Raw genomic sequence first — 24,069 nt, 5'->3', positions numbered from 1 at the left:
CACCCCATCGCTGTGGAACAAAAAAACGCCCCGGTCTCCCGGGGCGTTTTCAGTCTGGACCGGCGGCAGGTGGCTCAGGCCGATGCCGCCGCCTTCACCGCAGCGGACAGGCGGTCCAGCGTGTCCTGCATCAGCGAGGCTTCGTCGGCTTCGACGGTAACGCGCACCACCGGCTCGGTGCCGGAGGGACGCAGGAACGCGCGGCCGCGGCCGGCCACCGCCTGCTGTGCGTCGGCCAGCGCCGACTGCACGCTGTCGGCCTGCACCGTGGCCTTGGCCGAGACATCGCCCAAACGCACGTTGACGGTCTTCTGCGGGACCTTGGCCAGCGGCTGCAGCGCCTGGCGCAGGGTCTGCCCGGTGCGGCGCAACGCCACCAGCACCTGCAGGGCGCTGACGATGCCATCGCCGGTGGTGGCCCGGTCCAGGCACAGCAGGTGGCCGGAGGCTTCGCCACCGAGCACGCCACCGCCTTCAACCAGCGCCTGGTGCACGTAGCGGTCGCCGACATTGCTGCGCACGAACGGAATCTGCAGCTCGCCCAGGGCCTTTTCCAGGCCGAAGTTGCTCATCAGCGTACCGACCACCGGGCCGCGCAGGCGGCCGTCGGCCTGCCACGCACGAGCCAGGATGTAGAGCAGATCATCGCCATCGACCGGGTTGCCCTGGTCGTCGGCCATCAGCACCCGGTCGCCGTCGCCATCGAAGGCAATGCCCAGATGGGCGCCGGTCTCGCGCACTTTGGCGGCGAGGTTGTCGATGTGGGTCGAACCCACGCCGTCGTTGATGTTGACGCCGTTGGGCTCGGCACCGATGCCGATCACCTCGGCACCCAGCTCACGGAACAGCAGCGGCGCGATCTGGTAGGTCGCGCCGTGGGCGCAATCGAGGACCAGGCGCACGCCGCGCAGGTCGAAGCTGCGCGGTACGCTGGCCTTGCAGAACTCGATGTAGCGGCCGACGGCTTCACGCGCACGCGCAGCCTTGCCCAGCTTTTCCGATTCGGCCGTGGTGAACGGCACATCCAGCGCCGCTTCCAGCGCCAGCTCGGTGGCATCGTCGAGCTTCTCGCCCTGGGCGGAGAAGAACTTGATGCCGTTGTCGTAGTGCGGATTGTGCGAGGCACTGATGACGATGCCGGCATCCACACCCAGGGTACGGGTAAGGAAGGCCACCGCCGGGGTCGGCATCGGCCCCAGCAGCTGCACGTCGGCACCGGCAGCCACCAGGCCGGCCTCCAGCGCCGCTTCGAACATGTAACCGGAAATGCGGGTGTCCTTGCCGATCACCACGATCGGGCGGCGCCCATCGTGGCCGCGCTGGTCGACCAGCACGCGGCCCAGCGCATTGCCCAGACGCAGCACGAAGTCGGCCGAGATCGGGCTCTGCCCCACCCGCCCACGGATGCCGTCAGTACCGAAGTACCTGCGGCCTGCCATCACGCCACCTCCGGCGCCGGCTGGCGGCCGAGCATGGCCAGCAGGTCGGACAGGCGGTCACGCATTTCACGACGGTCGCAGATCTGGTCGATGGCACCGTGTTCCAGCAGGAACTCGGAACGCTGGAAGCCTTCGGGCAGCTTCTCGCGCACGGTCTGCTCGATCACGCGGGGGCCGGCGAAGCCGATCAACGCCTGCGGCTCGGCGATGTTGATGTCACCCAGCATGGCGAACGAGGCCGACACGCCACCGGTGGTCGGGTGGGTCAGCACCGAGATGTACGGCAGGCCCGCTTCGCGCAGCTTGCCCAGCGCGGCCGAGGTCTTGGCCATCTGCATCAGCGAGAACAGGCCTTCCTGCATGCGCGCGCCGCCGCTGGCGGAGAAGCACACGTAGGGCGCACCGATCTCCACGGCGGTTTCAGCGGCGAGGGCGAAACGCTCACCGACCACCGAACCCATCGAACCGCCCATGAAGGCGAAATCGAAAGACGAGGCCACCAGCGGGCGACCCTTGAGCAGGCCGCGCATGGCGATCAGCGCGTCGTACTCACCGGTGTTCTTCTGCGCGATCTTGATGCGTTCGCTGTACTTCTTCTGGTCCTTGAACTTCAGCAGGTCCGTCGGCCCCAGGCGGGCACCGATCTCGGTGGTGCTGTCCGCATCGAACAGTGCCGCCAGGCGCGCGCGCGCGCGGATCGCCATGTGGTGACCGCACTTCGGGCAGACCTCCAGGTTCTCTTCCAGCTCGGGACGGTACAGCGCGCTGCCGCAGCTGCTGCACTTTTCCCACAGGCCCTCGGGGACACTGCGCTTCTTGCTGGGGGTGTTGTCGGTGCGGATGCCAGACGGCATCAACTTGCTGAGCCAACTCATGCGGGAGGACACTTCCGTTCAGGGCGGCCCGGGAGCCGCAAAGGCGGACAGTCTAGCTCTGCTGCCCCCGCCCGTGCACCCCTTGCAGGGCACGGGCTGTCAGGAAAAAACCATGCTGGGACGTACGTTTAGCGTTGGAGGTAGTGCCGGCCAGCGGCCGGCACTACCGTCAGGCGTCCAGCGCCTGCCGCAGCGGGGCCAGGAAAGCACCGGCACGCTGCGCGGCCTCGTCGGCCGAGCCGGCATCGGCCAGGGCCGCCACCAGCGCACTGCCGACCACCACGCCATCGGCCTGGCGGGCCATGGCGGCGGCACTGGCCGCATCCTTGATGCCGAAGCCGGCCACGACCGGCACGCTGGCGCGTGCACGCAGGGCCTGCAGGCGTGCGCTGGCGGCATCACTGTCCAGGCGTTCGGAAGCGCCGGTGACACCGGCGAAGCTGACGTAGTAAAGGTAGCCGCGGGCCAGCGCCAGCAGCTTGTCGGCGCGCGCCTCGCTGGTGGTCGGCGAGGCCAGCAGGACCAGCGCCAGGCCGGCGGCATCGAAGGCCTGCTGCGCTTCACCGGCTTCTTCCGGCGGAAGGTCCACCAGCAGCACACCGTCCACGCCGGCGCCCACTGCAGCCTCGGCGAAGGCCGCATAGCCGTGGATCTCCACCGGGTTGAGGTAACCCATCAGCACCACCGGGGTTTGCGCATCGCGCTGGCGGAACTGCGCCACCGCCTGCAGCACGTAGCGGCTGCCGGCACCGCGGGCCAGCGCACGTTCGGAACTGCGCTGGATGGTCGGGCCATCGGCCATCGGATCGGAGAACGGCACACCCAGTTCGATCACATCGGCGCCGGCCTCGACCAGCGCATGCATGACCGGCACGGTGGCCTCCAGCGACGGATCGCCAGCGGTGATGAACGGGATCAGCGCCTTGCGCTGCTGCTCGCGCAGGCGCTGGAAACAGGCATCGAGTCGGGATACGGACATGTCAGGTACATCCTTCGATCAGGTCAACGGCGCCGCTGGCGCCCCAGTACATTCGGGAAACGGTGCCGTCGACGATCTCCACGCGGATCGCCAGGTCGGAACCGGGGTCCTGCCAGAGCAGGGTCTCGCCGGCCTCGGCATCTTCACCGTAGGGCCGCGCGATGGCGCCCCGTGGCAGCCGCTGCAGGGCCTGCGCGCGCGGCATGTCCAGGCGCAGGCCGAACGGCCCGGGCTGCACCACCACCTGGCCCGAATCGTCGATGGGGGCCAGGTCGAAGCGCACCACGTCGCCGTCCTGCACCATCATCGCCACGCCTTCGGGCAGCGTGCCGCGCTCGTAATACTCACAGCGCCCGGCCGTGGCCTCGCCCAGCCCGGCCGAGTGCCACTGCGCTTCGTCCTGCAGCTCGCTGAAGGGCTGGCCGATCAGCACGTCGCCGGCATGGTCCAGCGCGACCGAGACCACCGCCGGAGCGGTTTCATCATCGGCCTGGTTGTCGGCGGCGGGCGCCGATGCATCCTCGATGGGGCGATACGCGGTGTCATCATCATTGCTGGCCAGCTGGCGTGCCGGAGCGATCGCTGCGGGCGATGCCGGCGCGGGTGCCAGCACCGGCGGATCCGGCGGCGTGCAGCCGCCCAGACCGACCGCCAGCACCAGCGCGCCACCGTGGCGCAGCACGTAGTTCACAGCACCAGGCCTTCGCGCGCGGCGATGGTGTGCACGTCCTTGTCGCCACGCCCGGACAGGTTGCACAGCACGATCTGGTCGCGCGGGCGCTCACGGGCCAGCTTGATGGCCTGGGCCAGCGCGTGGCTGGATTCCAGCGCCGGCAGGATGCCCTCGACATGCGCCAGCAGGTGGAAGGCCTGCAGCGCCTCCTCATCGGTGATGCCGAGGTAGGTGGCACGGCCACTGTCGGACAGGAAGGCGTGTTCCGGACCGACGCCGGGGTAGTCCAGGCCGGCCGACACCGAGTGGGTCTCGATGATCTGGCCATCGTCATCGCACAGCACGTAGGTGCGGTTGCCGTGCAGCACTCCGGGGCGGCCAGCGGCAATCGAGGCGGCGTGGCGGCCGGTGTGGATGCCGTCGCCGGCCGCTTCGGCGCCGAAAATCTCGACCTGGCGGTCGTTGAGGAAGGCATGGAACAGGCCGATGGCGTTGCTGCCACCGCCGACGCAGGCGGTGATCGCATCAGGCAGGCGACCGTACTCGGCCAGCATCTGCTCGCGCGCTTCGCGGCCGACGATGGCGTTGAAGTCACGCACCATGCGCGGGTACGGGTCCGGGCCGGCCACGGTGCCGATGATGTAGAAGGTGTCCTGCACGTTGGTCACCCAGTCGCGCATGGCTTCGTTGAGCGCGTCCTTCAGGGTGGCCGAGCCGGAGGTGACCGGCACCACCGTCGCGCCGAGCAGCTTCATGCGGTAGACGTTGATCTTCTGCCGCTCGATGTCGGTGGCACCCATGTAGACCACGCATTCCAGGCCCAGGCGCGCAGCGACGGTGGCGCTGGCCACGCCGTGCTGGCCGGCACCGGTCTCGGCGATGATGCGCTTCTTGCCCATGCGCGCGGCCAGCAGGGCCTGGCCGATGGTGTTGTTGATCTTGTGCGCGCCGGTGTGGTTCAGGTCCTCGCGCTTGAGCAGGATCTGCGCACCGCCGACATGGTCGCTCAGGCGCTGGGCGTGATAGATCGGGCTCGGCCGGCCGACGTAATGGGCCAGGTCCTTGTCGTAGGCCAGCTGGAACGCCGGGTCCTGGCGGGCCTGGTCATAGGCCTGGGCCAGTTCCTGCAGCGGGCCGACCAGGGTTTCGGCGACGAAACTGCCGCCATAGCGGCCAAAGTGGCCTTGGGCGTCCGGGAAGGCGTGGTAGTCGGCAATGGGGGAGGCAGACATGGAAGCGACCGCTGGTTCAAGACAGGTGGATACTCTAGCGCACGGATCCTGACCGGAATATCGATATTATCTGGCGCATATCGTCAGGAAATTTCACATGAGCACCTCGCTGCTGCCACCGCTCAACGCCCTGCGCGCCTTCGAGGCCACCGCCCGTCTGGGGGGCGTGGGCCGGGCCGCGCAGGCCCTGCATGTGACCCACGGTGCGGTGAGCCGGCAGCTGAAGCTGCTGGAAGACCATCTGGGGCTGCCGCTGTTCCAGCGTGCCGGGCGCGGGCTGCGCCTGACCGAGGCCGGGCAGCGCCTGCATGCGGCCTGCGGCGAGGCCTTCGCCGGCATCGAGGCCTGCGTGCGCGAACTGCGCCAGCCGACGCGCTCCCCGGCGCTGGTGCTGGGCTGCAGCGGCAGCGTGCTGGCGCGCTGGATGATTCCCCGGCTGCCAGCGCTTCAGGCCGCCCTGCCCGGGGTGAATCTGCAATGGTCGGCGCTGGATGGGGCCTTCACCGAGGCGCAGGCGGCGCTGGATGCGGTCCTGCTGCTGGCGCAGGGGCCATGGCCGCGCGGCTGGCAGATACGCGAGCTGGCACCGGAACGGGTGGGCGTGGTGGTGGCGCCCTCGCACCCGGCGGCGCAGCGGCTGCGCCATGGGCCGCCCGACGCCCTGCTTCAGGAAACATTGCTGCACACCAGCTCGCGCCCGCAGGCATGGCCGGCGTGGGCGCAGATGCACGGGCTGGACCCGGCGCAGTTGCGGCTGGGCACCGGATTCGAGCACCTGTACTACCTGCTGGAAGCGGCAGTGGCGGGGCTGGGGCCAGCGATCGCACCGGAGCCGCTGGTGGCCGAGGACCTGGCTGCCGGACGCCTGATCGCGCCCTGGGGGTTTTCCGCCACGGGCGGGTTCTGGGTGCTGGCGCGCCCGGATGGCCCGGCCGACCCGCGCGTGGATGCACTGGCCGACTGGGCGGTGGAGCAACTATGAAAAAAGGGGACGGAGGGGATTAAGTCGTTTGTGAAAAAACGACTTAATCCCCTCCGTCCACTTTTTCAGGGGGCGGTCGGGGCGGCCAGGCGTTGCTGCAGATCCTCGCGCAGGCGCGACAGTTCGACTTCGGCCTGCTGGCGCTGCTGCATGCCCTCGCGGTGGATGCTGCGCACTTCCTCGACCGTGGCGATCAGCTGCTCGTGGACGTGGCGCAACGTGGCCACGTCGATCACACCACGCTGGTTGCTGCGCGCGGTGTCCACCGACGCCTGGCGCAGCAGGTCGGCATTGCGGCGCATCATCTCGTTGGTGGCATCGTCGATGGCGGTGGACAGTTCGACCGCCGCCTTCTGCTCGCCCAGCGACAGCTGGATCGCGAACTGGCGCTTCCACGACGGGATGGTGATCTCGCGCACCGTGTTGAATTTCTCGATCAGCTGCAGCGCATTGGCCTGGATCAGGCGGATCATCGGCAGCGACTGGTCGGCCGCATGCTGCATCAGCTGCAGGTCGGAGACGCGCTTTTCGATCAGGCGGATCGCATTGTCGATCTCGCTCTGGCGGATGCGCTGCTGCGGATCCTCACTGCCCTGCCCGGCCAGCTGCTCGGCCTGCAGTTCGCCCAGGCGCTGCTTGCCGGCGGCGGCATACAGGCCGAGCGCGTGGCGCTCCTCGCGCACGATCTCGTGCATGCGGTCGAACTCGCCCACGCGCTTGCCCATCAGCGCCTGCTGCACGCCCACATCACCCAGCAGCTGCTCGATCTGCGCATTGGTATCGCTGAATTTCTGCACCAGCTCGCCCTTGGACACGCGCAGGCGGTCGATCAGGCCGCCGATGACCGGCACCTTGGAACGCTGGGCGAAGCCATCCAGCTTGAGGCTGCGCGCGATGCGCACCACCTCGCCCAGCTTGTCGCCGCTGGCATCGAGGTCGCGGTTGCGCACCTGGTCCAGCAACTGGCTGGAAAACGCGGCGGTGCGCGAGGCGGCTTCGCGGCCGAACACCTGCAGGTTACCCGGCCGCAGGTCGTCCAGTTCCTGGCGGATCTCGGCGATGCGGGGAAGATCCTCGCGGACCAGGCCCAGGGCCTGCAGCGCGCCCTCGTCCAGTGCGGAAGGGGTGGCCGGGGTCGGCACGAGGGTGCCGGGGTGCTGGCTGTCCTGGTTCATCGGGCAGTGTCCTTGCAGTTGGGTAGGCGGCAGCGGCGGCCGGCTCAGCGCAGTCTAGCCTGAGCCGCCGCGACCTCGTCGTCGATCTGTGCATGCAGCGTGGCCGCCTGGGCAGCGCGCGCCGCGCCGGTGGCGGTGTGCATGGCCACGGCAGCCTGCCGCCACGCGGGCAGCAGCACGTCATGGATGCGGGTGAAACGCTGCAGCAGCGCAGCATCCTGTTCCTGCAGCAGCTGCCATTGGCCGGCTTCGATGCGGCGCAGTGCTGCCAGCCGCTGCAGATGGTCAATACGCAGCGACAGCGCCGCCTGGCTGGCGGCGTCCAGTCCCGGCAACCACGCTGCCGCCGCGTCCGCCCAGGCCTGCAGCGCGTCCGCAGCCTGGCTGGCTGCAGTGATGGCCGCAACCCGCAGCGCACCGTACTGCTGCAGCTGCTGGGCCTGTTCGCGTGCCTGCAGGGCCAGGACGCCCAGCTGCGACTGCAGCTGGCGGCCCTCGGCTTCGCGCTCGACATCGCGGCCGAGCAGGCGGCCCCACCAGTTTTCCTGCCGCCGCAGGCGCACCGGATCGGCCGACTGCAGGGCCAGCGCGATGCGTGCCAGCGCCGCCACCAGGCCGTCGCCGGCCGTCGCCGGCAGCGCGGCTTCGCGTGAGGCCAACGCCTGCAGCAATGGCGCGCCGTACTCGCCCACGCGCGCGACATCGGCCGTGTCCGGCCGCTGCGGCGTTGGCAGGGGCGCCGCGTTGGTCACGGCAGCGGCGGCGGCATCGGTGTGCCATCAGCGGCATCGGCGGGCAGCGACTCGCCGTAGAAGTGGCGCATCAACGCCTCATCCAGTGCGCGCTCCTCCGGCGTGCTGGCCCGCCTGACACGTGGCCGGCGCACGGTGGCGGCGCTGCTGCCACCTGCACCTTCAACCTGCTGCCGTGCCCATCCAGCAAATGCGGCCAGGGTCTGCGACACCTGCTCCTGCTGCGCCTGCGAAGCAACCAGCAACTGCACCAGGGGCGCCAGCCCGGCCTGCAGATCCTCGGCGAGCGGCGTTGCCGGTGCAATGGGCGCGGCGACCGGTGCCGGCGCCTGGACCGGCACGGCTGCAGCCGGTCGTGCTTCGGCCAGGCGCTGCAGCGCCTCCAGCAGTGCCGGCCACGGCGCCGGCTCCGCGGCCACCACCGGCGCGGCCGGCGGCAGCTGCAGGGCACTGGCGATGTCGGCCAGCTGCGCGACCACGCGCCCACCGACATCGCTGTCGTCGGCGCCCATGGCCTTGTTGCGCAGGAAATCACGCTTGATCTGCGCCCAGCGCTGCACCTGCGCCTCATCCAGCACGCCACGCAGCTCGCCCAGCTTCAGCAGGTTCTCCTCGGCGCCGGTGGTCAGCAGCTGCGCCTCGCCCAGGTAGTGGTCGGAGATCAGCTGCTGCAGCTCGTCCTCGTTCATCACCGGCGAGATCTTCTCGGCCAGCTTGTTCATGTTGCGATAGCTGCCCTGCAGGCGGAACGGCGGCTCGGTGCGGTAGCGATCATCCTGCGCGGCACTGGCGATGTACTGCTGGTTGACCCGGTACACCACGTCGCGCACGCGCAGCATGCGTTGCAGGGTGGCGGTGATCTCGTTGACCTCGGCAGCGCTGTAGGCGTGGCTGAGCCCGTTGGTCGACACGTCCTTGCCCATCGCGCGGTCGACCAGGAGGTACAGATCGGCCATGTCGCGCGTAGCCAGCGGTGCCAGCACCGGGTTGGACGTCAGGCTGTTCTCGATGTAGCTGAGGGTGAACGCCGCCTCCATGCCGCCCAGCACGTCGCCCAGGTTGTAGATGTCGGCACGGTTGGCCAGCATGTCCGGAATCTTGAACACCTCGCCCGACTCGGTGTACGGGTTGCCGGCCATGACCACGCAGAACTTCTTGCCGCGCATGTCGTAGGTGCGGGTGCGGCCGCGCCATACGCCTTCGATGCGGCGGGTGCCATCGCACAGCGAGATGAACTTCTGCAGGAACTCGGGATGGGTGTGCTGGATGTCATCGACATACAGCATGGTGTTGTTGCCCATCTCCAGGGCCAGGTTGAGCTTTTCCAGCTCCTGCCGCGAAGTTGCATCCGGTGCCTGTTCCGGATCCAGCGAGCGCACGTCGTGACCCAGCGCCGGTCCATTGATCTTCATGAAGACCAGGCCGAGCCGGTGCGCCACGTATTCCATCAGCGTGGTCTTACCGTAGCCCGGCGGCGAGATCATCATCAGCAGGCCCATCAGGTCGCTGCGCTTGTTCTCGCCCACCGTGCCCATCTGCTTGGCCAGGTTGTCACCTATGACGCCGAGGTAGACGTCGTTGATGAGCTTGTTGCGCACGAACGAAGACAGTGGCCGCGCCTTGAACTCGGACAGGCGCAGGGTCTGCCGTTCACGGTTGATGATGCCCTGGCGCACCGCCTGGTAAGCGTGGAAATCGGGCACGAAGCGCTTCAGGTGATGCTGCAGGCGTGCCAGGAAATCATCCAGCGACAGCGACAGGGTGCCGCCGTGGATGCGCGGGTGCTCGCCGAGCAGGCCGGCGACCTCCACGCGCAGCGGTGCGTCGCTGCCGCGCGTGCGCAGCTGGCGCTGCACCAGCAGCAGCGCCGCGGCCTCGTCGGCATAACCGGCGTGCGCGGCCTGGGCAGGCAGACCGGCGAGCGCGCGCAGCCATTGCCCGGCCAGCCCCCAGCGGGCCGCCAGCGGGTCCTGCGCACGCTGCAGGGCGCGTTCCAGCGCTTCGCGCTGTCCGGCCTGTTCCAGCTGCTGCGCCAGCGCATCCAGCAGCGCCTGTGCATGCCTGCTGGTGCTGAACACCGGCTCGCCATTGACCAGCTCTTCGCCCAGGTAGGCGGCCGCCGCGTCGGCGGCTTCATCGTCGAACGGCAAGGCTTCGGCCTGCACGAACGCGGCGATGGCCGCCGCCATTTCCGCGCGCAGGGCGCTGCGCCCTTCGTCGGAGCCGAACAGACGGGCGATGGTCTCCGCACCCGCCCGGCGGCTGGGCCATTGCTTCACCGCGTCCTCGCGCTGCTGCGCGGCCCAGAACAGCAGGGCCAGCGCACGCACGCGCGGTCCATGCCGCAGTGCGCCTGCCGACTGCTGCAGCGGCAGCAGTGCGCGCAGGATCAGCGCGGCGTCATGGTCGTGGATGCCGCGCTCGTAGCCTTCGCGGTAACGCGGTGCGGCGAACGCGCGCACGCGCTGGTCCAGCGCCTCGGGGTCGGCCACGTCGTGCTGCAGCTGGGCCAGGTCCAGGCCATCACTGCCCGCCTGCGCGGCCAGCAGTACGCTGCCGGCCAGGTACTCGCCGCGGTAGATCGCCTCGGATTCCGAATCCAGGGTCACCGGCCAGAACGGCTTCAGTGCATCCAGCTCCGGATCGTGCAGGGTTTCCAGGAAGTCGGTGCCGGTGAGATGGATGGCCAGTGTGTCGCCACGTGGCAGCAGGGTCAGGTCCAGCGCCTGCGTGTTGACGCTGAAACGATGGCGCGGACCGAGCCGGACCACGTTGCCACCGGCCTCGTACAGGTCACTGCGGTCGCGCAGCTGGCGCACCGCCTGGTCGCGCACGCCCTTCAGGCGCGCTTCGATGTCATCCGCCTTGACGTTGTCGCGCAGCGCACGCAGGCGCTCGGCCAGTTCGCGCAGCTTGAGGATCAGCGGATCGCCGGCAAAGAACGCGTTGAGTTCGTCGGCGCTGGCGAAGCGCTCGGTGCGCTTGGCCAGGCCATCGAGGATGCGGTTGGCCGCATCGAGCACCGAGCGCGCCTTGCGCTGGCGGTCATCCAGCAGCGCCTGCTTGTGCGTCTCGAAGGCCTCGACCAGTTCCTCTCGCTTGCTGAGGATGTCGCCGAGGAACTGCTCGTGCTCGCCGAACTGGCTTTCCAGTTCTTCCAGCTGCACCAGCAGGCGCGACAGCTGCTCGTCGGCCTTTTCCGGGTCGCTGGCCATCGCCAACGCACTGGTGATGGACTGCGAGAACAGGGCGAACTGCGCGGCGAACTGGGCCACGGCCTCGGCCGAACCGAGGGTGCGGCGTCGTTGCTCGGCACGCGTGCGCGCCTGGTTCAGGCGGCCGTACAGCGCGGAAATCGATTCGACCACGCGGGTGCGGGCGGTGGCATCGTCCACCTTCAGCCCGGCCATCAGTTCGGACAGCATGTCCAGGTCTGCCGCCATGCCGCGCAGCCCGTCCAGCTGCTCGTCCAGCTGGCGCGCACTGGCTGCCTGCTGCGCGGCTTCATCGAGCACCTGCAGGCGGCTGCCCAGCGGCGCCAGCGCGGCATCGCCGGCGAGGAATTCACCGGTGGCGGCACCGACGCGGTCCTGCGCCTGCACCAGTTCGGCGGCCATCGCCTCGATGCGCGCGGTGTCGATGTAGCGCAGCTCGCGGAGGGTCAGCAGGCGCCCGCGCAGCGCAGTGATCTCGTTCAGTGCCTCGACGAAGGCCTGCACCTCGTTCCAGTTCTGCGGCTGCAGCCGGCCAAGCAGGGCCTTGTAGCTGGCCTCCGCTTCGACCATCGCCTGCGCCGACTGCTCGCGGATGGACTGGACCTTCTCGTACTCGTCCAGCACCGATTCGCCGGTGGCGCTGATCTGCCGCAGCAGCGCCTCGGCACCGTCGCAGGCCTCGTCGCCCAGCCAGTGGTGGGCGTCGAACAGACGGCGGGTGTCGGCCACCAGACGCTGGTAGCGCTGCACCGAGACATCCTGGCCGTCGATCTCGCGGGCCAGGTTGAACAGGTTGGAGATGCCGCGCACCAGTTCGGCATTGCCGATGCGGCCCATGAAGGTGTTGCCGGACGGACGGCTGGCAGCGAATTCATCGCTGCTGAACGGCGTCTGCCAGACCTGCATGGGATGGATGCGCGTGGGTTCGGTGCCCTCGGCATGGAACAGCACCATGCGCCCATCCTGCATGAAGGCGTAGCCGTGGCCGAACACCGGGTTCTGCAGCACGCGCTGGATGGTGTTGTAGACGAACAGCGCCGAGCGCCCGCCTTCGCGCTCGTAGAAGATGTACAGCACGTCCTCGCCATTGGGCGAACGGATGCTGCGCTTGAACTGCATGCCGGCCATCGAAGCATCGAAGGCCTTGTGCTCGCCGCCCTGCAGGTAATAGCCGCCGGGGAAGATGACGCCATGGTCTTCGGGCAGCTGCACGCAGGCCTGGACGATGGCGTCGTTGCGCACGATGTCGCCGGTGAGCGTGTTGTAGATCAGCCCGCGCCAGACGGTCTCGCGGTAGGGCAGCACCTTCAGCAGCAGCAGCGAACCGACGCGGGCGAACTCGAACTGGGCGTCGTCCAACGACTGGGTGCTGTCTTCCACCGGTTCGCTGTAGATGCCCTGCCCCGTCTCGGTATTGTTCTCGACCTTGATGGTCAGGTCGCCACCGGTGGTCTCCACGAACAGGGTGTCGAGGATGTTCAGGTGCGAATGGCGGCCGTTGACCGCGAGGTCGCGAGTGGCCCTGGTCCATTCAAAGTCGAACGGCGGCGGCAGCGCGATATCGCGTTCGCCGCGCGCATCGAGATAGGTCAGCTCGCCTTCGCGCGACAGCGCCCAGCGGAACACGCGCACGTCGCTGCTGCGCTCGCCGATCTGGAACGAGGCCAGCAGCTTGTCGCCGACGACGATCAGCTGCAGCAGGCGCGCGTGCTTGTAGTAGGAATAAAGCTCGTTGAAGTCGTGCACGAAGCCGGGCTGGTCGAGGAAGCTGCCCTTCAGCTCCAGCGAGGCGACGTCGTAGCCATCACTGCCCTGCACCAGACGGTACAGGCCGAACACATCCTCGATGCGGGTGTGGGTCTTCAGCCCGATGTAGACGTTGTAGCCGAACAGCAGCCGGTCGGGCCCGACCTGGACGATGTCACGACCAACGCAGTTGTTCTCGCTGCGGATGCGGAAGCGGCCCACCACTTCCAGGCGGCTGTCACCGAATTCGGCCAGGCGCTGGCGGTTGAGCGTTTCGGCCAGGGCCCGCAGGCGCTGGCCCTGCTCACCCAGGCGGCGGCGCAGGACTTCGTAGGCACCGCCCTGGGCAACGGCCTGGTCGACGGTGTTGCCGCCGGCCTCCGGCGCGGGGGTTTCGGCGGACGGATGGGTTTCAGACATCAGCAGGCTTCCGGCTCACGGACGGCCGGCCGTGGTTGCGGCCGGCGCGGGCGGGCGATGGCCGGACGGCCACCGCCCGATGCATCAATGGGCGCTGTCGACCACAGCGGCCGACACCGTCGGCACCGCATCGGCGTCCTCGGCGATCCGCCGCGGTGCCGGCTCGGCCACGGCCACGCCCAGATAGCGCTGCATCAGCTCCTGCACGATCGGGCTCTTGCCGGCGAAGCCTTCAATCGACTTGCCCAGCGAGACAGCCTTGACCAGATTCTCGAACATGCCGCCGTCGCCGCCGACCAGATCGATGTCGGCATTGCGCAGCGCGCTGGCGATGACGTTGGCGTTCTCGCGCGAGACTTCCTTGCCGGCTTCGATCGAGGCCAGAGCCTGCTTCAGGCTGTTGTCCAGCATCATGCGGAACTCTTCGTGGCCACGCGCCTGGTCGCTCAGCGAGGCGATGGCTTCGAACTTGCGCACCAGGCCCTCGGCCTCGGCCAGCAGCTTCTTCTGCACCACGCCGGCTTCGGCGTTGCCCAGCGATTCGGTGGCGGTGGCGCGGGCCAGGCCCATCTTCTCTTCGCCCTGGGCCTGCGCCTGCAGGGTCTGCGCCAGCACCTGGGCCTCGTTGCTGCCCTGCTTCAGGCTGGCTTCGGCCTTGGCTTCGATCACGCGGGCTTCGGCAATGCCGACCTTCTCGATGGCCAGCGCGGAGGCTTCACGGACCTGCGCTTCGGCCAGGCCCGGTGCCGCCTGTTCGGCGCGCAGTGCGTCGGCCAGCAGGCGCTTGGCTTCGGCCTGCTTGCCGGCCGCCTCGTGCTCGGCCTGGGCCAGGGTGGTCAGTTCCACTGCACGGTGCTTGGAGGCGGTCTCCCGTGCCTGCGCTTCCTTCACTTCGCGCACCAGCGATTCCTGCGCCTTGGCTTCTGCTTCCAGGATCAGCACCTGCTTCTGGCGGTCGGCCTCGGAGACCTCGCGCACTTCCTTGATGCGCTCTTCTTCCTGGGCCACGGTCTTGTCGATGGAGATGCGTTCGCGGGTGATGTTGGCCACGTCCATCTTGCCCTGCTCGACCACCTTGTCACGCTCCACGCCCTGCAGCTGTACTTCGCGGTCGGTGGTGACCTGCTCCAGCTGGCGTGCGCGCTCCACGCGCTCGGCTTCGATGGCCACCGCGCGCTGGCGGTTCTGTTCGGCCACTTCCACTTCGCGCAGGCGGTTCTGGTCACGGATCTCGATCAGCTGCTGCGCTTCGATGCGCGCGTTCTCGGACAGCTGGCGCTGCTCTTCCTGCACCTTGGCGGTCTCGGCTTCCTCGCGGGCACGGATGGTCTCGATCTCGCGCTTCTGCCGCGCCTCGGCCTCGGCCTGCTGGCGTTCCAGCGCCAGCAGCGCTTCGCGCGCTTCCACGTTCTTCTTGGTGATGGCGAGCTTCTCGTTCTGTTCCAGCTCGTTGGTCACCACGTTCTGCGCGGCGGTCAGCTCGGTGATCTTGCGGATGCCCTGCGCGTCGAGGATGTTGAACTGGTCCAGCAGCGACTTCGGGGTCTGCTCCAGGTAGTCGATCGCCACGTCTTCAAGCACATAGCCGTTCAGGTCGTTGCCGATGACCGCGATGATCTCGTCGCGGAACTCCTGGCGCTTCTCGAACAGCTCGGTGAAGTCGAACTTCTTGCCGACCGTCTTCAGCGCCTCGGAGAATTTGGCGTTGAACAGCTCGTCCACCGCGTGCTTGTCCGAGGCACGGTCGGCGCCGATGGCCTTGGCCACGCGCAGCACGTCGGCCTGGGTCTCGTTGACCCGCAGGTAGAAGGCCACGGCGATGTCGGCGCGCATGTTGTCGCGGCAGATCAGGCCTTCCTTGCCGCGGCGGTCGATCTGCAGGGTGATCAGGCTGATGCGCATCAGCTCGGCGCGGTACAGCACCGGGATGATCAGGGCGCCGGTGAAGTGCACCTTGGGCGTGGCGCTCATGTCATTGACGATCAGGGCCACGCCCTGGTCGACCTTGCGGTAGAACGCCTTGAACAGTCCGGCCAGGCCCAGCAGCAGGCCTACGACGACGATGATCCCGATCAGGAAGGGGGCCGCGCCAGCGAAACTCATCAGTGATTCTCCTTGTTGCCCGGAAGCAGGTTGTCCTGGAAATCGAGGGCGACCGCATCGGCGCGGACCACCCGGTAGTAGTGCTGCTCGGCCACGTGCTCGACCAGCACGATGCGCTCGCCACGCTGCAGTTCGATGTCGCTGCGCACCTGCAGGATCAGCCCGGCGCCACCGTCATCCACATTGGCGTGGCCGCTGCGTGCATCCACCCGCGGCGAGGCCACCACGCCCACCCTGCCCAGCAGCGAGGCCTGCGCCACCGGCTGCAGGCGCAGCAGGAAGCTGCGGATGGGCCGCAGCAGCAGCGCGGTGACCGGTACCGCCGGCAACGGCGCGAGCACGGCCACGAGCGTGCCGAACCCCCAGCGCAGCAGGTCCGGCAGGGGCAACAGTACGAACAGATGAATGAAGTAGGTCAAGGCCCAGCCGAAGAACCCCAGCAGGGTGACCACGACCATGACCGGCACGCCGCCCAGCCCGAAGCGCTGCAGCAGGGCCGACAGGCCGCTGAGGTCGCTGCCGCCATCCAAAGCACCGTCGGCGCCGAGGTCGCCGAAGCCGTCATCTACCAGGCCAAATGCGGCAAGCCCCCAATAGACCAGCGAAACCGCCAGCACGATGCTGTACGGCAGGGTCGGGTAGCCGAAAACAACAGTGAGAAACTCCTGCATCGCTTGCCTTCCAAGGCTGAGGGGCGCGTGGCACCTGTCCGGAATCCGTCCCCGAGGGCGGTTCCGTGCATCCGGCAGCAGCCTTCATGGCCGCAGCGTTGCTTTCATCCTATGTGAAGAGTGCGTGCAGGGACAAATGTGAAGGTGCAGGCCGCCCGCAGACGGCCCCGCACATGGCCCCTGCCCGGCTCACTCCAGCACGGTGCAGTCGGCGCTGCGCACTTCCTCGACGAACGTGCGCATCTTGTAGCCGTCCTTGATGCCCGGCTCGACCTCGATGCCACTGGACACATCCACGCCCCACGGCAGGGTCGCGAGGATGGCGTCCTTCACGTTTTCCGGATTCAGACCCCCGGCCAGCAGGAACGGACGGTGCAGGCCGGTGGGGATGCGTGCCCAGTCGAAGGCCACGCCGGTGCCGCCACCGCCGCCCGGGGCGTGGCTGTCGAACAGGAAGCCGGCCGCGCTGGGGTAACGCAGCTGCAGGGTGCGTGCGTTGACGTCTTCGCGCCCGCCCATGGCGATGGCCTTCAGGTAGGGCATGTTGAAGCTGCGGCAGAAGCTCTCGTCTTCCTCGCCATGGAACTGCAGCAGGGTCGGACGCACGGTGCGCAGCACTTCACGCACCTCTTCCTTGCTGTTGTTGCGGAACAGCGCCACCACGTCGACCATCGGTGCGATCGCCTGGCGCATCGCCCGGGCTTCGGCCGGGGCCACCCGGCGGCTGCTTTCACGGGCAAAGATGAAACCCACCGCGTCCACGCCGAGTTCGCCGGCCAGGCGCACATCGCCGGCGCGGGTCATGCCACAGAACTTGATGCGGGTACGGTAGTAGGAGCGGCTCATAAGGTGACCTCGGCAGGCAGTTGCCAGTTGTCGGGGTACAGCGGCCCCAGGAACACCAGCCCCTGCGGTGGTGCGGTAGGGCCGGCAACGGTGCGATCACGGCCGGCCAGCAGCTCGGCGATCCACTCCACCGGTTTCTCGCCGCTGCCGACCAGGATCAGCGAACCGACGATATTGCGGACCATGTGATGAAGGAATGCATTGCCACGCACGGCCACCTCGATGACCTCGCCGTGGCGGCTGACCTGCAGCGATTGCAGCTCACGCCGTGCATGCAGCGCCTGGCACTGGACCGAGCGGAATGCACTGAAATCGTTCTCGCCGAGCAGGGCCTGGCCGGCCGCGTGCATCAGGGTCTCGTCCAGCGACCGCCGTTCCCAGCTCAGGGTCTGCCGGTCCAGCGCCGGGCGCACCTCGCGGTTGAGCAGGCGGTAGCGGTAGCGGCGCGCGCGCGCCGAGAAGCGGGCGTGGAAATCATCGGCCACCGGCACGCACCAGCGCACCGCGATCGAGCGCGGCAGGCGGGTGGTGGTACCCAGCATCCAGGCGCGCGGGTCGCGCACCACGTCGGTGTCGAAATGCACGACCTGGCACTGGCCGTGCACGCCGGCATCGGTGCGGCCGGCACAGACCACCTGCAGCGGCGCGTCGGCCACCGAGGACAAGGCCTTCTCCAGGCTGGCCTGGACGCTGGGTCCGCCCTCGCCCAGGTTCTGCCAGCCCCTGAAATCGCTGCCGTCGTACTCGACGCCGAGCGCGTAACGCATGTGCTGCTACCTCGATGTTGCCGGTGGGGCGGCGCTCAGGCCGGATCGCGTTCGGACCAGACCGCCAGTTCGTTGCCACCGGGCTCGACGAACTGGAAGCGGCTGCCACCGGGGAAAGAAAAAACGGGCCGGACGATCTGCCCACCGGCCGCGCGCACCGCGGCTTCGACCGGGGCCAGCAGGTCGGCATACAGCACCAGCAGGGGGGCGCCGGCCTCCGCACGTTGCGGCTGGCCACGGAAGAAGCCGCCCTGCAGGCGGCCATCGTCGAAGGCGGTGTAGTCCTCGCCGTAGTCGACGAACGACCAGCCGAACACTGCCTCGAAGAAGGTGCGGCTGGCGGACGGGTCGGCCGAGGCGAACTCGACGTAGTCGATGCGGTTGTCGCGGCTCATGGGTGGCCCCTGTGGTCCAGTGGTCAGTCCAGACGGGCGAGCAGTTCGCGCGCCTGGGCCTGGCAGTGCACGTCGCCGTCGGCGGCGACCTCTTCCAGCAGGGTGCGCGCCGTCTGCGCGTCGCCCAGATCGAGGTAGGCGATGGCCAGTTCCAGCCGCTCCTGGCCCACGCGCGGGGCCCAGCCGTAGCTGTCGGGCTCACTGGCCAATGCCGCCTCTTCGCCGGGGGCCTCGACGGGCAGCGAAGGCTCGTCCTGCCCAGGCTGCTCGGCCGGCAGATCGAACACACCGCGGAATTCGGGCTGCTGCTCGGCCTGCAGCGCGTAGTCGGGCACGTCGATTCCATCGGCGGGCTCGGGGCTCTGATCGCTCTGCTCCGGCGGCACGGGCGCGGGCTCGTCCCAACGCGGCGCATCGCTGACCGGCGGCGGCAGTTCGTCGCCCTCATCGGTCACCAGCGCGCCCACCTGCCAGGAGGCTTCGACATCGGCCGGCGGTGGCGTCAGCGCCTGGTCGTCGGCTGCGAAGGGCACTGGCGGCTCTTCATGAGCGTGCTCCAGATGGGCAGGCTGCTGGGCCACATCATCTTCTTCCAGCGCCCACGCCGGCATCGAAGGCTCCTGGCGGCCCGCCTCCGGTTCGCCGGACGCCCACGAGGACTGTTCGGCCAGCGAATCCAGCGCGGCACCGGCCGGTACCGCTGCGGCCAGGGCGGCGGCATCACCTTCCTCACGCAGCGGCGGCAGCGGCGAGGGCTTGCGTCGACGCAGCAGCCAGGCGGCGCCGGCCACCAACAGCAGCAGCGGCAGGCCCAGCCAGTACCACGGCGTGCCGCCGGCCGGCGCACCGGGTGCCTGCGCCAGGCGCTGCTGGGCCGCGGCCAGGTCGTTGTCCTTCATCGCGATCAGCGACTGCTGCTGGTCCTTGAGCTTTTCCAGCTCGGCCACGCGCTGCTTCAGCTCACCGATCTCGGCATCGCGGGTGGCGACGTCTTCCCTGGCCTGCCGCAGTTGTTCATTGCCCAGCATGTCACCCTCGCTGCCGGCACCGGTGCCGGTGGTTGTGCCCGCATGCGCGGCGTCGGACGCCAGCGCCGGAGCGATCTCAAGACGTGCCCCGGCGGTCGCGGCGGCAGACGGGGCCGCAGCGCTGGCAGGCCCGGCAGCGGGTGCCGGCGCACCGGCCGGCTGCGGCACGGTGCGTGCCTGCCGCCACTGCGCGGCATGCTCGCGTACCAGCGCGGCCGCTTCATTGCCGTCGATCGCGGCCAGCGCATCGCTTCCGGGTACGCGCAGCACCGCGCCCTGCTTGAGCAGGTTCACGTTGCCGCGGATGAAGGCCTCGGGGTTGGCACGCAGCAGGGCGATCATCGCCCGGTCGCGGCTGATCTGGTTGCCCCGGGCCAGCGCGCCGGCAATCTGCGACAGGGTCTGGCCCTGCTGCACCTTGATGCTGCCGTCGGCGACGGCCGGGGCCACCGGCGCGGACGCACGGGAGCCGGGGGTTGCCGTGCGTGGCGCTGCCGGGCGGGTGGCATCGGCAGTTGCCGTTGGCGCGGGGGCCGCAGGCGTATCGCGGGCGATGGTGTTGGTCAGCACCCCGGACGGGGCGACGATTTCCGGCTCGGCCACGGCCAGCGCACTGGCCGGGGCATCGACCAGCGCGGAGTATTCGCGCACCAGACGGCCCTGGCCCCAATCGGCCTCGATCAGGAAGCTCAGCGACGGGGTTTCCACCGGCGCCTGCGAGGTCACCCGCACCACCGCCCTGCCCTGGCTGTTGGTGGTCAGTTCGAACTGCAGTTCGCTGACCAGGCCGGTGGGACGCTGCAGGCCGACGCGTTCGAAGGTGACCGGCGACGCCAGCGCCACGCGCAGGTGTTCAAGCTCGGAGGGATCGGCGGACACCACCGGGATTTCGGCCAGCAGGGGTTGGCCGGGCCGCGACAGCACGCGGATGTCGCCCAGACCCAGGGCCATGGCCGAGCTGCTGGCCAGGGCCAGCAGCGCGGCGGAAAGATAGGTGAGCGGGCGCGATGCGCCCTTGGCCCGTTTGTTCATGGGCGACACTATAAAGCGTGCGGACCACGGTCCGCACCCACCCAGGGCGGCGGCACCCGGTAGAGTCGAGCTTGCTCGACTGCCTTCAAAGCAGTCGAGCAAGCTCGACTCTACGAAGGGCAGAAGCAGCCGGCCATGGCCCGGCTCTACAGGACAGCAGTGATCAGCGCGGTTCGGCGGCGACCAGCTCGGCCAGCTGCACGGCATTCAATGCCGCGCCCTTGCGCACGTTGTCCGAGACGATCCACAGGTTCAGGCCGCGCGGGTGCGACAGGTCTTCACGGATGCGGCCGACGTAGACCGCGTCGGTGCCCGAGGCATGGGTGACCGGGGTCGGGTAGCCACCGGCTTCATGGCGGTCGACCACTTCCACGCCCGGCGACTGTTCCAGCAGCGCGCGCGCTTCAGCCACGGTGACCTTGTCGCGGGTTTCGATCGCCACCGATTCGGAGTGGCCGTAGAACACCGGCACGCGCACGGCGGTCGGGTTCACCAGGATGCTCTCGTCGCCGAGGATCTTGCGGGTTTCCCAGACCAGCTTCATCTCTTCCTTGGTGAAGCCATTGTCCTGGAAGTCGTCGATGTGCGGGATCAGGTTGAAGGCGATCTGCACCGGGAAGCGCTGCGGATCGATCTCCTGGAAGCTCAGCAGCTGCCCGGTCTGCTTGCCCAGCTCTTCCATCGCCGAACGGCCGCCGCCGGACACCGACTGGTAGGTGGACACGTTGATGCGCTCGATGCCGTACTTGCGGTGCAGCGGCGCCAGCGCCACCAGCATCTGCATGGTCGAGCAGTTCGGGTTGGCGATGATGCCGCGCGGACGGTTGCCGACCTGGTCGGGGTTGACCTCGGACACCACCAGCGGCACGTCATCGTCGTAACGGAAGGCCGAGGAGTTGTCGATCACCACCGCACCGGCGGCGGCGAACTTCGGCGCGTATTCCTTGGACACGCTGCCACCGGCCGAGAACAGGGCGATTTCCACGCCGCTGGGATCGAAGGTGGCCAGGTCCTGGATCTTCACCTTCTGGCCTTCGAACTCGACTTCGCCGCCGGCCGAGCGCTCGGAGGCGAGCAGGCTCAGGGTGCCGACCGGGAAGTTGCGCTCGGCCAGGATGGCCAGCATGGTTTCGCCGACGGCGCCGGTGGCACCGACGATGGCGACGTGGAAGCTGCGTTGTGCATTGCTCATGGGGGAACTCTCACGAAAACGGGAAGGGGGAAAACTCACGCACGACAGCTGGGTTCGGGGAACCTCCTCAGGCGGGGCGCGCAGAGGTTCCCTATCGTTTCCCGGTTTTTTTGCCCAGCGCGGCACGCGCGGCGAGGGCCGCGTCGGCATTGATCGCGCTCGGCATGCGCGCCGCTTCGCCGGCCAGGCCGAGGCCGGCCAGCAGGTTGTCCACGGCCAGCTGCACCATGGCCGTACGCGTGCCCAGCGAGGCGCTGCCGATATGCGGGGTCAGCACCACGTTGCGCAGCGCCAGCAGTTCCGGGCGCACCTTCGGTTCGCCTTCGTAGACATCCAGGCCGGCGGCGGCCAGGCGGCCATGGGCCAGCGCATCGGCCAGGGCCAGTTCGTCGACGATGCCGCCGCGGGCGATGTTCACCAGCGTGGCCGACGGCTTCATCTTCGCCAGCGCCGCCGCATCGATGATGTGGTGCGAAGCCGCGGTGTAGGGCAGCACGGTGACCAGGTGATCGGACTGCGCCAGCAGCGTGTCCAGGTCGACATAGGTCGCGCCGAGCGCGGCTTCGGTCTCGGCCGGCAGGCGCGAACGGTTGTGGTACAGCACCTTCATGCCAAACCCGAGCGCGCCGCGGCGGGCCACGCCCTGGCCGATGCGGCCCATGCCGAGGATGCCCAGCGTGCTGCCATGGATGTCGGCGCCGAGCATGGTCTGGAACGACCACTGCCCCCACTGCCCTTCGCGCAGCCAGCGTTCGGATTCGGTGATGCGGCGCGCGGTGGCCATCAGCAGGGCGAAACCGAGGTCGGCCGTGGTCTCGGTGAGCACGTCCGGGGTGTTGCTGGCGAGGATGCCGGCCGCGCTCAGCGCGTCGACATCCAGATTGTTGTAGCCCACGCCGACGTTGGCGATCACCTGCAGCTGCGCGGCATCGGCCACCTGGGCCGCGCCGATGCGCTCGTTGAGGGTGATGATCGCGCCGTCGACCGAGGCCAGGCGCTCGGCGATCTGCTGCGGCGACCAGGCGGTGACGGTGTCGGTGGCCAGCAGCTGCACGCGATCGCGCAGCGGCGCGATGGCCGCATCGATCAGCGGCTGGCTCACCCACACCGTCGGCCGGGTATCAGCCATCGATCTGCCCGGGAATGCGCGGGGTGATGGTGCCGACGTCGCCACACTGCGCACGGTGGCGCAGCGCCTGGTCCATCAGCACCAGCGCCATCATCGCCTCGGCGATGGGCGTGGCGCGGATGCCGACGCAGGGATCGTGGCGGCCGGTGGTGACCACTTCGACGACGTTGCCTTCGGTATCCAGCGACGGGCCCGGCAGGCGCAGGCTGGAGGTGGGCTTCAGCACGATGGAGGCGACCACCGGCTGGCCGGTGGAAATGCCACCGAGGATGCCGCCGGCGTGGTTGCTGGCAAAGCCCTGCGGGGTCAGCAGGTCACGGTGTTCAGTGCCCTTCTGCGCGGCGCTGGCGAAACCATCGCCGATCTCCACGCCCTTCACTGCGTTGATGCTCATCATCGCGGCGGCGAGGTCGCCGTCGAGCTTGCCGTAGATCGGCTCGCCCCAGCCTGGCGGCACGTTGTCAGCCACCACGTCCACGCGCGCGCCGACCGAATCACCGGACTTGCGCAGCGCATCCATGTAGGCCTCCAGCTCGGGCACCTGTTCGGCGTGCGGCCAGAAGAACGGATTGTCTTCCACCGCCGACCAGTCGAAACCGGACGGGCGGACTTCGCCCAGCTGCGACAGGTAGCCGCGCACGGTGACGCCGAAGCGCTCAGCAAGCCACTTCTTGGCGACCACGCCGGCAGCCACGCGCATGGTGGTCTCGCGGGCCGAGGAACGGCCCCCACCGCGCGGGTCGCGGATGCCGTACTTGTGCCAGTAGCTGTAGTCGGCGTGACCCGGCCGGAACTGCTGGCCGATGTTCGCGTAATCCTTGCTGCGCTGGTCGGTGTTGCGGATCAGCAGCGCGATCGGGGTGCCGGTGGTCAGGCCCTCGTACACGCCGGACAGGATCTCGACCTCATCGGCCTCGCGGCGCGCCGAGGTATGCCGGCTCTTGCCGGTGGCGCGACGCTGCAGGTCGTGGGCGAATTCGGCCGCATCCAGCGCCAGGCCCGGCGGGCACCCATCGATCACGCAGCCGATGGCCGGCCCGTGCGATTCGCCGAACGTGGTGACGGTGAACAGCTTGCCGAACGAATTGGAACTCACGGGCGCTGCGCCGCCAGTTCGGTGATGCGCGCACTGTGGGCGATCAGTTCGCGGCATTCGACCGCGAAGATGCCCATCTGGCCAACCTTGAATTCAATCCAGGCAAAGTCGACTTCCGGCAGCAGCTTGATCAGGTGCTGCTCGGATTCACCCACTTCGCAGATCAGCAGGCCGTCCTCGCTGAGGTGCAGCGGGGCGTCGCGCAGGATCTTCAGCACCAGGTCCAGGCCATCGTCGCCGGCACGCAGGCCCATTTCCGGCTCGTAGGAGTATTCCTGCGGCAGGGCATCGGTCTCGTCGTTGGTGACGTACGGCGGGTTGG

General features: G+C 68.8%; 18 protein-coding genes and 1 pseudogene. 1 reads left to right on the top strand and 18 read right to left on the bottom strand.

What is annotated here, in order from left to right; genetic code table 11:
- Positions 1-74: 74 nt before the first annotated feature.
- From glmM to trpB, 5 genes are all read right to left on the bottom strand, one after another.
- A complete protein-coding gene (gene glmM, locus VER16_RS01305) occupies positions 75-1,439 on the bottom strand; it encodes a phosphoglucosamine mutase (protein ID WP_324805080.1) in 1,365 nt (454 codons plus the stop codon).
- Positions 1,439-2,314 (bottom strand): acetyl-CoA carboxylase, carboxyltransferase subunit beta, encoded by an 876-nt coding sequence (gene accD, locus VER16_RS01300; protein WP_108769466.1) that lies wholly within the window; start codon positions 2,312-2,314, stop codon positions 1,439-1,441. The genes glmM and accD overlap by 1 nt, the downstream gene beginning before the upstream one ends.
- 169 nt (positions 2,315-2,483) lie before the next feature.
- Positions 2,484-3,293 carry a tryptophan synthase subunit alpha gene (trpA, locus tag VER16_RS01295; protein WP_324805079.1) on the bottom strand — a complete coding sequence of 270 codons (810 nt, stop codon included), beginning with the start codon at positions 3,291-3,293 and terminating at the stop codon, positions 2,484-2,486.
- A 1-nt stretch (position 3,294) separates the two neighbouring features.
- Complete coding sequence (locus VER16_RS01290; protein ID WP_324805077.1) at positions 3,295-3,984, bottom strand: hypothetical protein; 690 nt, start codon at positions 3,982-3,984, stop codon at positions 3,295-3,297.
- Positions 3,981-5,198 carry a tryptophan synthase subunit beta gene (trpB, locus tag VER16_RS01285; protein WP_324805076.1) on the bottom strand — a complete coding sequence of 406 codons (1,218 nt, stop codon included), beginning with the start codon at positions 5,196-5,198 and terminating at the stop codon, positions 3,981-3,983. The genes VER16_RS01290 and trpB overlap by 4 nt, the downstream gene beginning before the upstream one ends.
- A 97-nt stretch (positions 5,199-5,295) precedes the next feature.
- Between trpB and VER16_RS01280 the strand changes: the two genes are divergently transcribed.
- On the top strand, positions 5,296-6,180 hold the full coding sequence (locus VER16_RS01280; protein WP_324805075.1) for a LysR family transcriptional regulator: 885 nt from the start codon (positions 5,296-5,298) through the stop codon (positions 6,178-6,180).
- Between the two features lie 65 nt (positions 6,181-6,245).
- On the opposite strand, the gene VER16_RS01275 is transcribed toward VER16_RS01280, so the two are convergent.
- The 13 genes and pseudogenes from VER16_RS01275 to VER16_RS01215 form a co-directional block, all read right to left on the bottom strand.
- The gene (locus VER16_RS01275) at positions 6,246-7,355 is read right to left on the bottom strand and encodes a toxic anion resistance protein (RefSeq protein ID WP_324805074.1); all 1,110 of its coding nucleotides are present in this window, start codon (positions 7,353-7,355) and stop codon (positions 6,246-6,248) included.
- A 44-nt stretch (positions 7,356-7,399) separates the two neighbouring features.
- Positions 7,400-8,107 (bottom strand): hypothetical protein, encoded by a 708-nt coding sequence (locus tag VER16_RS01270; protein WP_324805073.1) that lies wholly within the window; start codon positions 8,105-8,107, stop codon positions 7,400-7,402.
- Positions 8,104-13,488 (bottom strand): DNA repair ATPase, encoded by a 5,385-nt coding sequence (locus VER16_RS01265; protein WP_324805071.1) that lies wholly within the window; start codon positions 13,486-13,488, stop codon positions 8,104-8,106. The genes VER16_RS01270 and VER16_RS01265 overlap by 4 nt, the downstream gene beginning before the upstream one ends.
- 84 nt (positions 13,489-13,572) lie before the next feature.
- The gene (locus tag VER16_RS01260) at positions 13,573-15,591 is read right to left on the bottom strand and encodes a hypothetical protein (protein WP_324805070.1); all 2,019 of its coding nucleotides are present in this window, start codon (positions 15,589-15,591) and stop codon (positions 13,573-13,575) included.
- Positions 15,591-16,262 carry a hypothetical protein gene (locus tag VER16_RS01255; protein ID WP_324805069.1) on the bottom strand — a complete coding sequence of 224 codons (672 nt, stop codon included), beginning with the start codon at positions 16,260-16,262 and terminating at the stop codon, positions 15,591-15,593. Before VER16_RS01255 ends, VER16_RS01260 begins: the two co-directional genes overlap by 1 nt.
- Before the next feature lie 189 nt (positions 16,263-16,451).
- Positions 16,452-17,108, bottom strand: a complete 657-nt coding sequence (locus VER16_RS01250; RefSeq protein WP_108747095.1) for a phosphoribosylanthranilate isomerase — start codon at positions 17,106-17,108, stop codon at positions 16,452-16,454.
- The gene (truA, locus tag VER16_RS01245; protein WP_324805068.1) at positions 17,105-17,875 is read right to left on the bottom strand and encodes a tRNA pseudouridine(38-40) synthase TruA; all 771 of its coding nucleotides are present in this window, start codon (positions 17,873-17,875) and stop codon (positions 17,105-17,107) included. Before truA ends, VER16_RS01250 begins: the two co-directional genes overlap by 4 nt.
- Before the next feature lie 35 nt (positions 17,876-17,910).
- On the bottom strand, positions 17,911-18,270 hold the full coding sequence (locus VER16_RS01240; protein WP_324805067.1) for a VOC family protein: 360 nt from the start codon (positions 18,268-18,270) through the stop codon (positions 17,911-17,913).
- Positions 18,271-18,293: 23 nt separating this feature from the next.
- Entirely contained in the window at positions 18,294-20,330 is a 2,037-nt protein-coding gene (locus VER16_RS01235) for a FimV/HubP family polar landmark protein (protein WP_324805066.1), read from the bottom strand.
- 163 nt (positions 20,331-20,493) lie between these two features.
- Positions 20,494-21,522, bottom strand: a complete 1,029-nt coding sequence (locus tag VER16_RS01230; RefSeq protein ID WP_324805065.1) for an aspartate-semialdehyde dehydrogenase — start codon at positions 21,520-21,522, stop codon at positions 20,494-20,496.
- A gap of 91 nt (positions 21,523-21,613) precedes the next feature.
- Positions 21,614-22,651: a D-glycerate dehydrogenase gene (locus VER16_RS01225; RefSeq protein ID WP_324805064.1), complete on the bottom strand. Its 1,038-nt coding sequence runs from the start codon at positions 22,649-22,651 to the stop codon at positions 21,614-21,616.
- The gene (aroC, locus tag VER16_RS01220) at positions 22,644-23,747 is read right to left on the bottom strand and encodes a chorismate synthase (protein ID WP_324805063.1); all 1,104 of its coding nucleotides are present in this window, start codon (positions 23,745-23,747) and stop codon (positions 22,644-22,646) included. Before aroC ends, VER16_RS01225 begins: the two co-directional genes overlap by 8 nt.
- Positions 23,744-24,069 (bottom strand): annotated as a pseudogene (locus VER16_RS01215) (50S ribosomal protein L3 N(5)-glutamine methyltransferase); the annotation flags it as partial. The gene aroC and the pseudogene VER16_RS01215, both read right to left, overlap by 4 nt.

Source organism: Stenotrophomonas sp., assembly GCF_035634915.1.
In the GTDB taxonomy this organism is placed as follows: domain Bacteria; phylum Pseudomonadota; class Gammaproteobacteria; order Xanthomonadales; family Xanthomonadaceae; genus Stenotrophomonas.
Note: the sequence above shows the minus strand (reverse complement) of the source record. Positions and strands in the feature narration are given on the sequence as shown.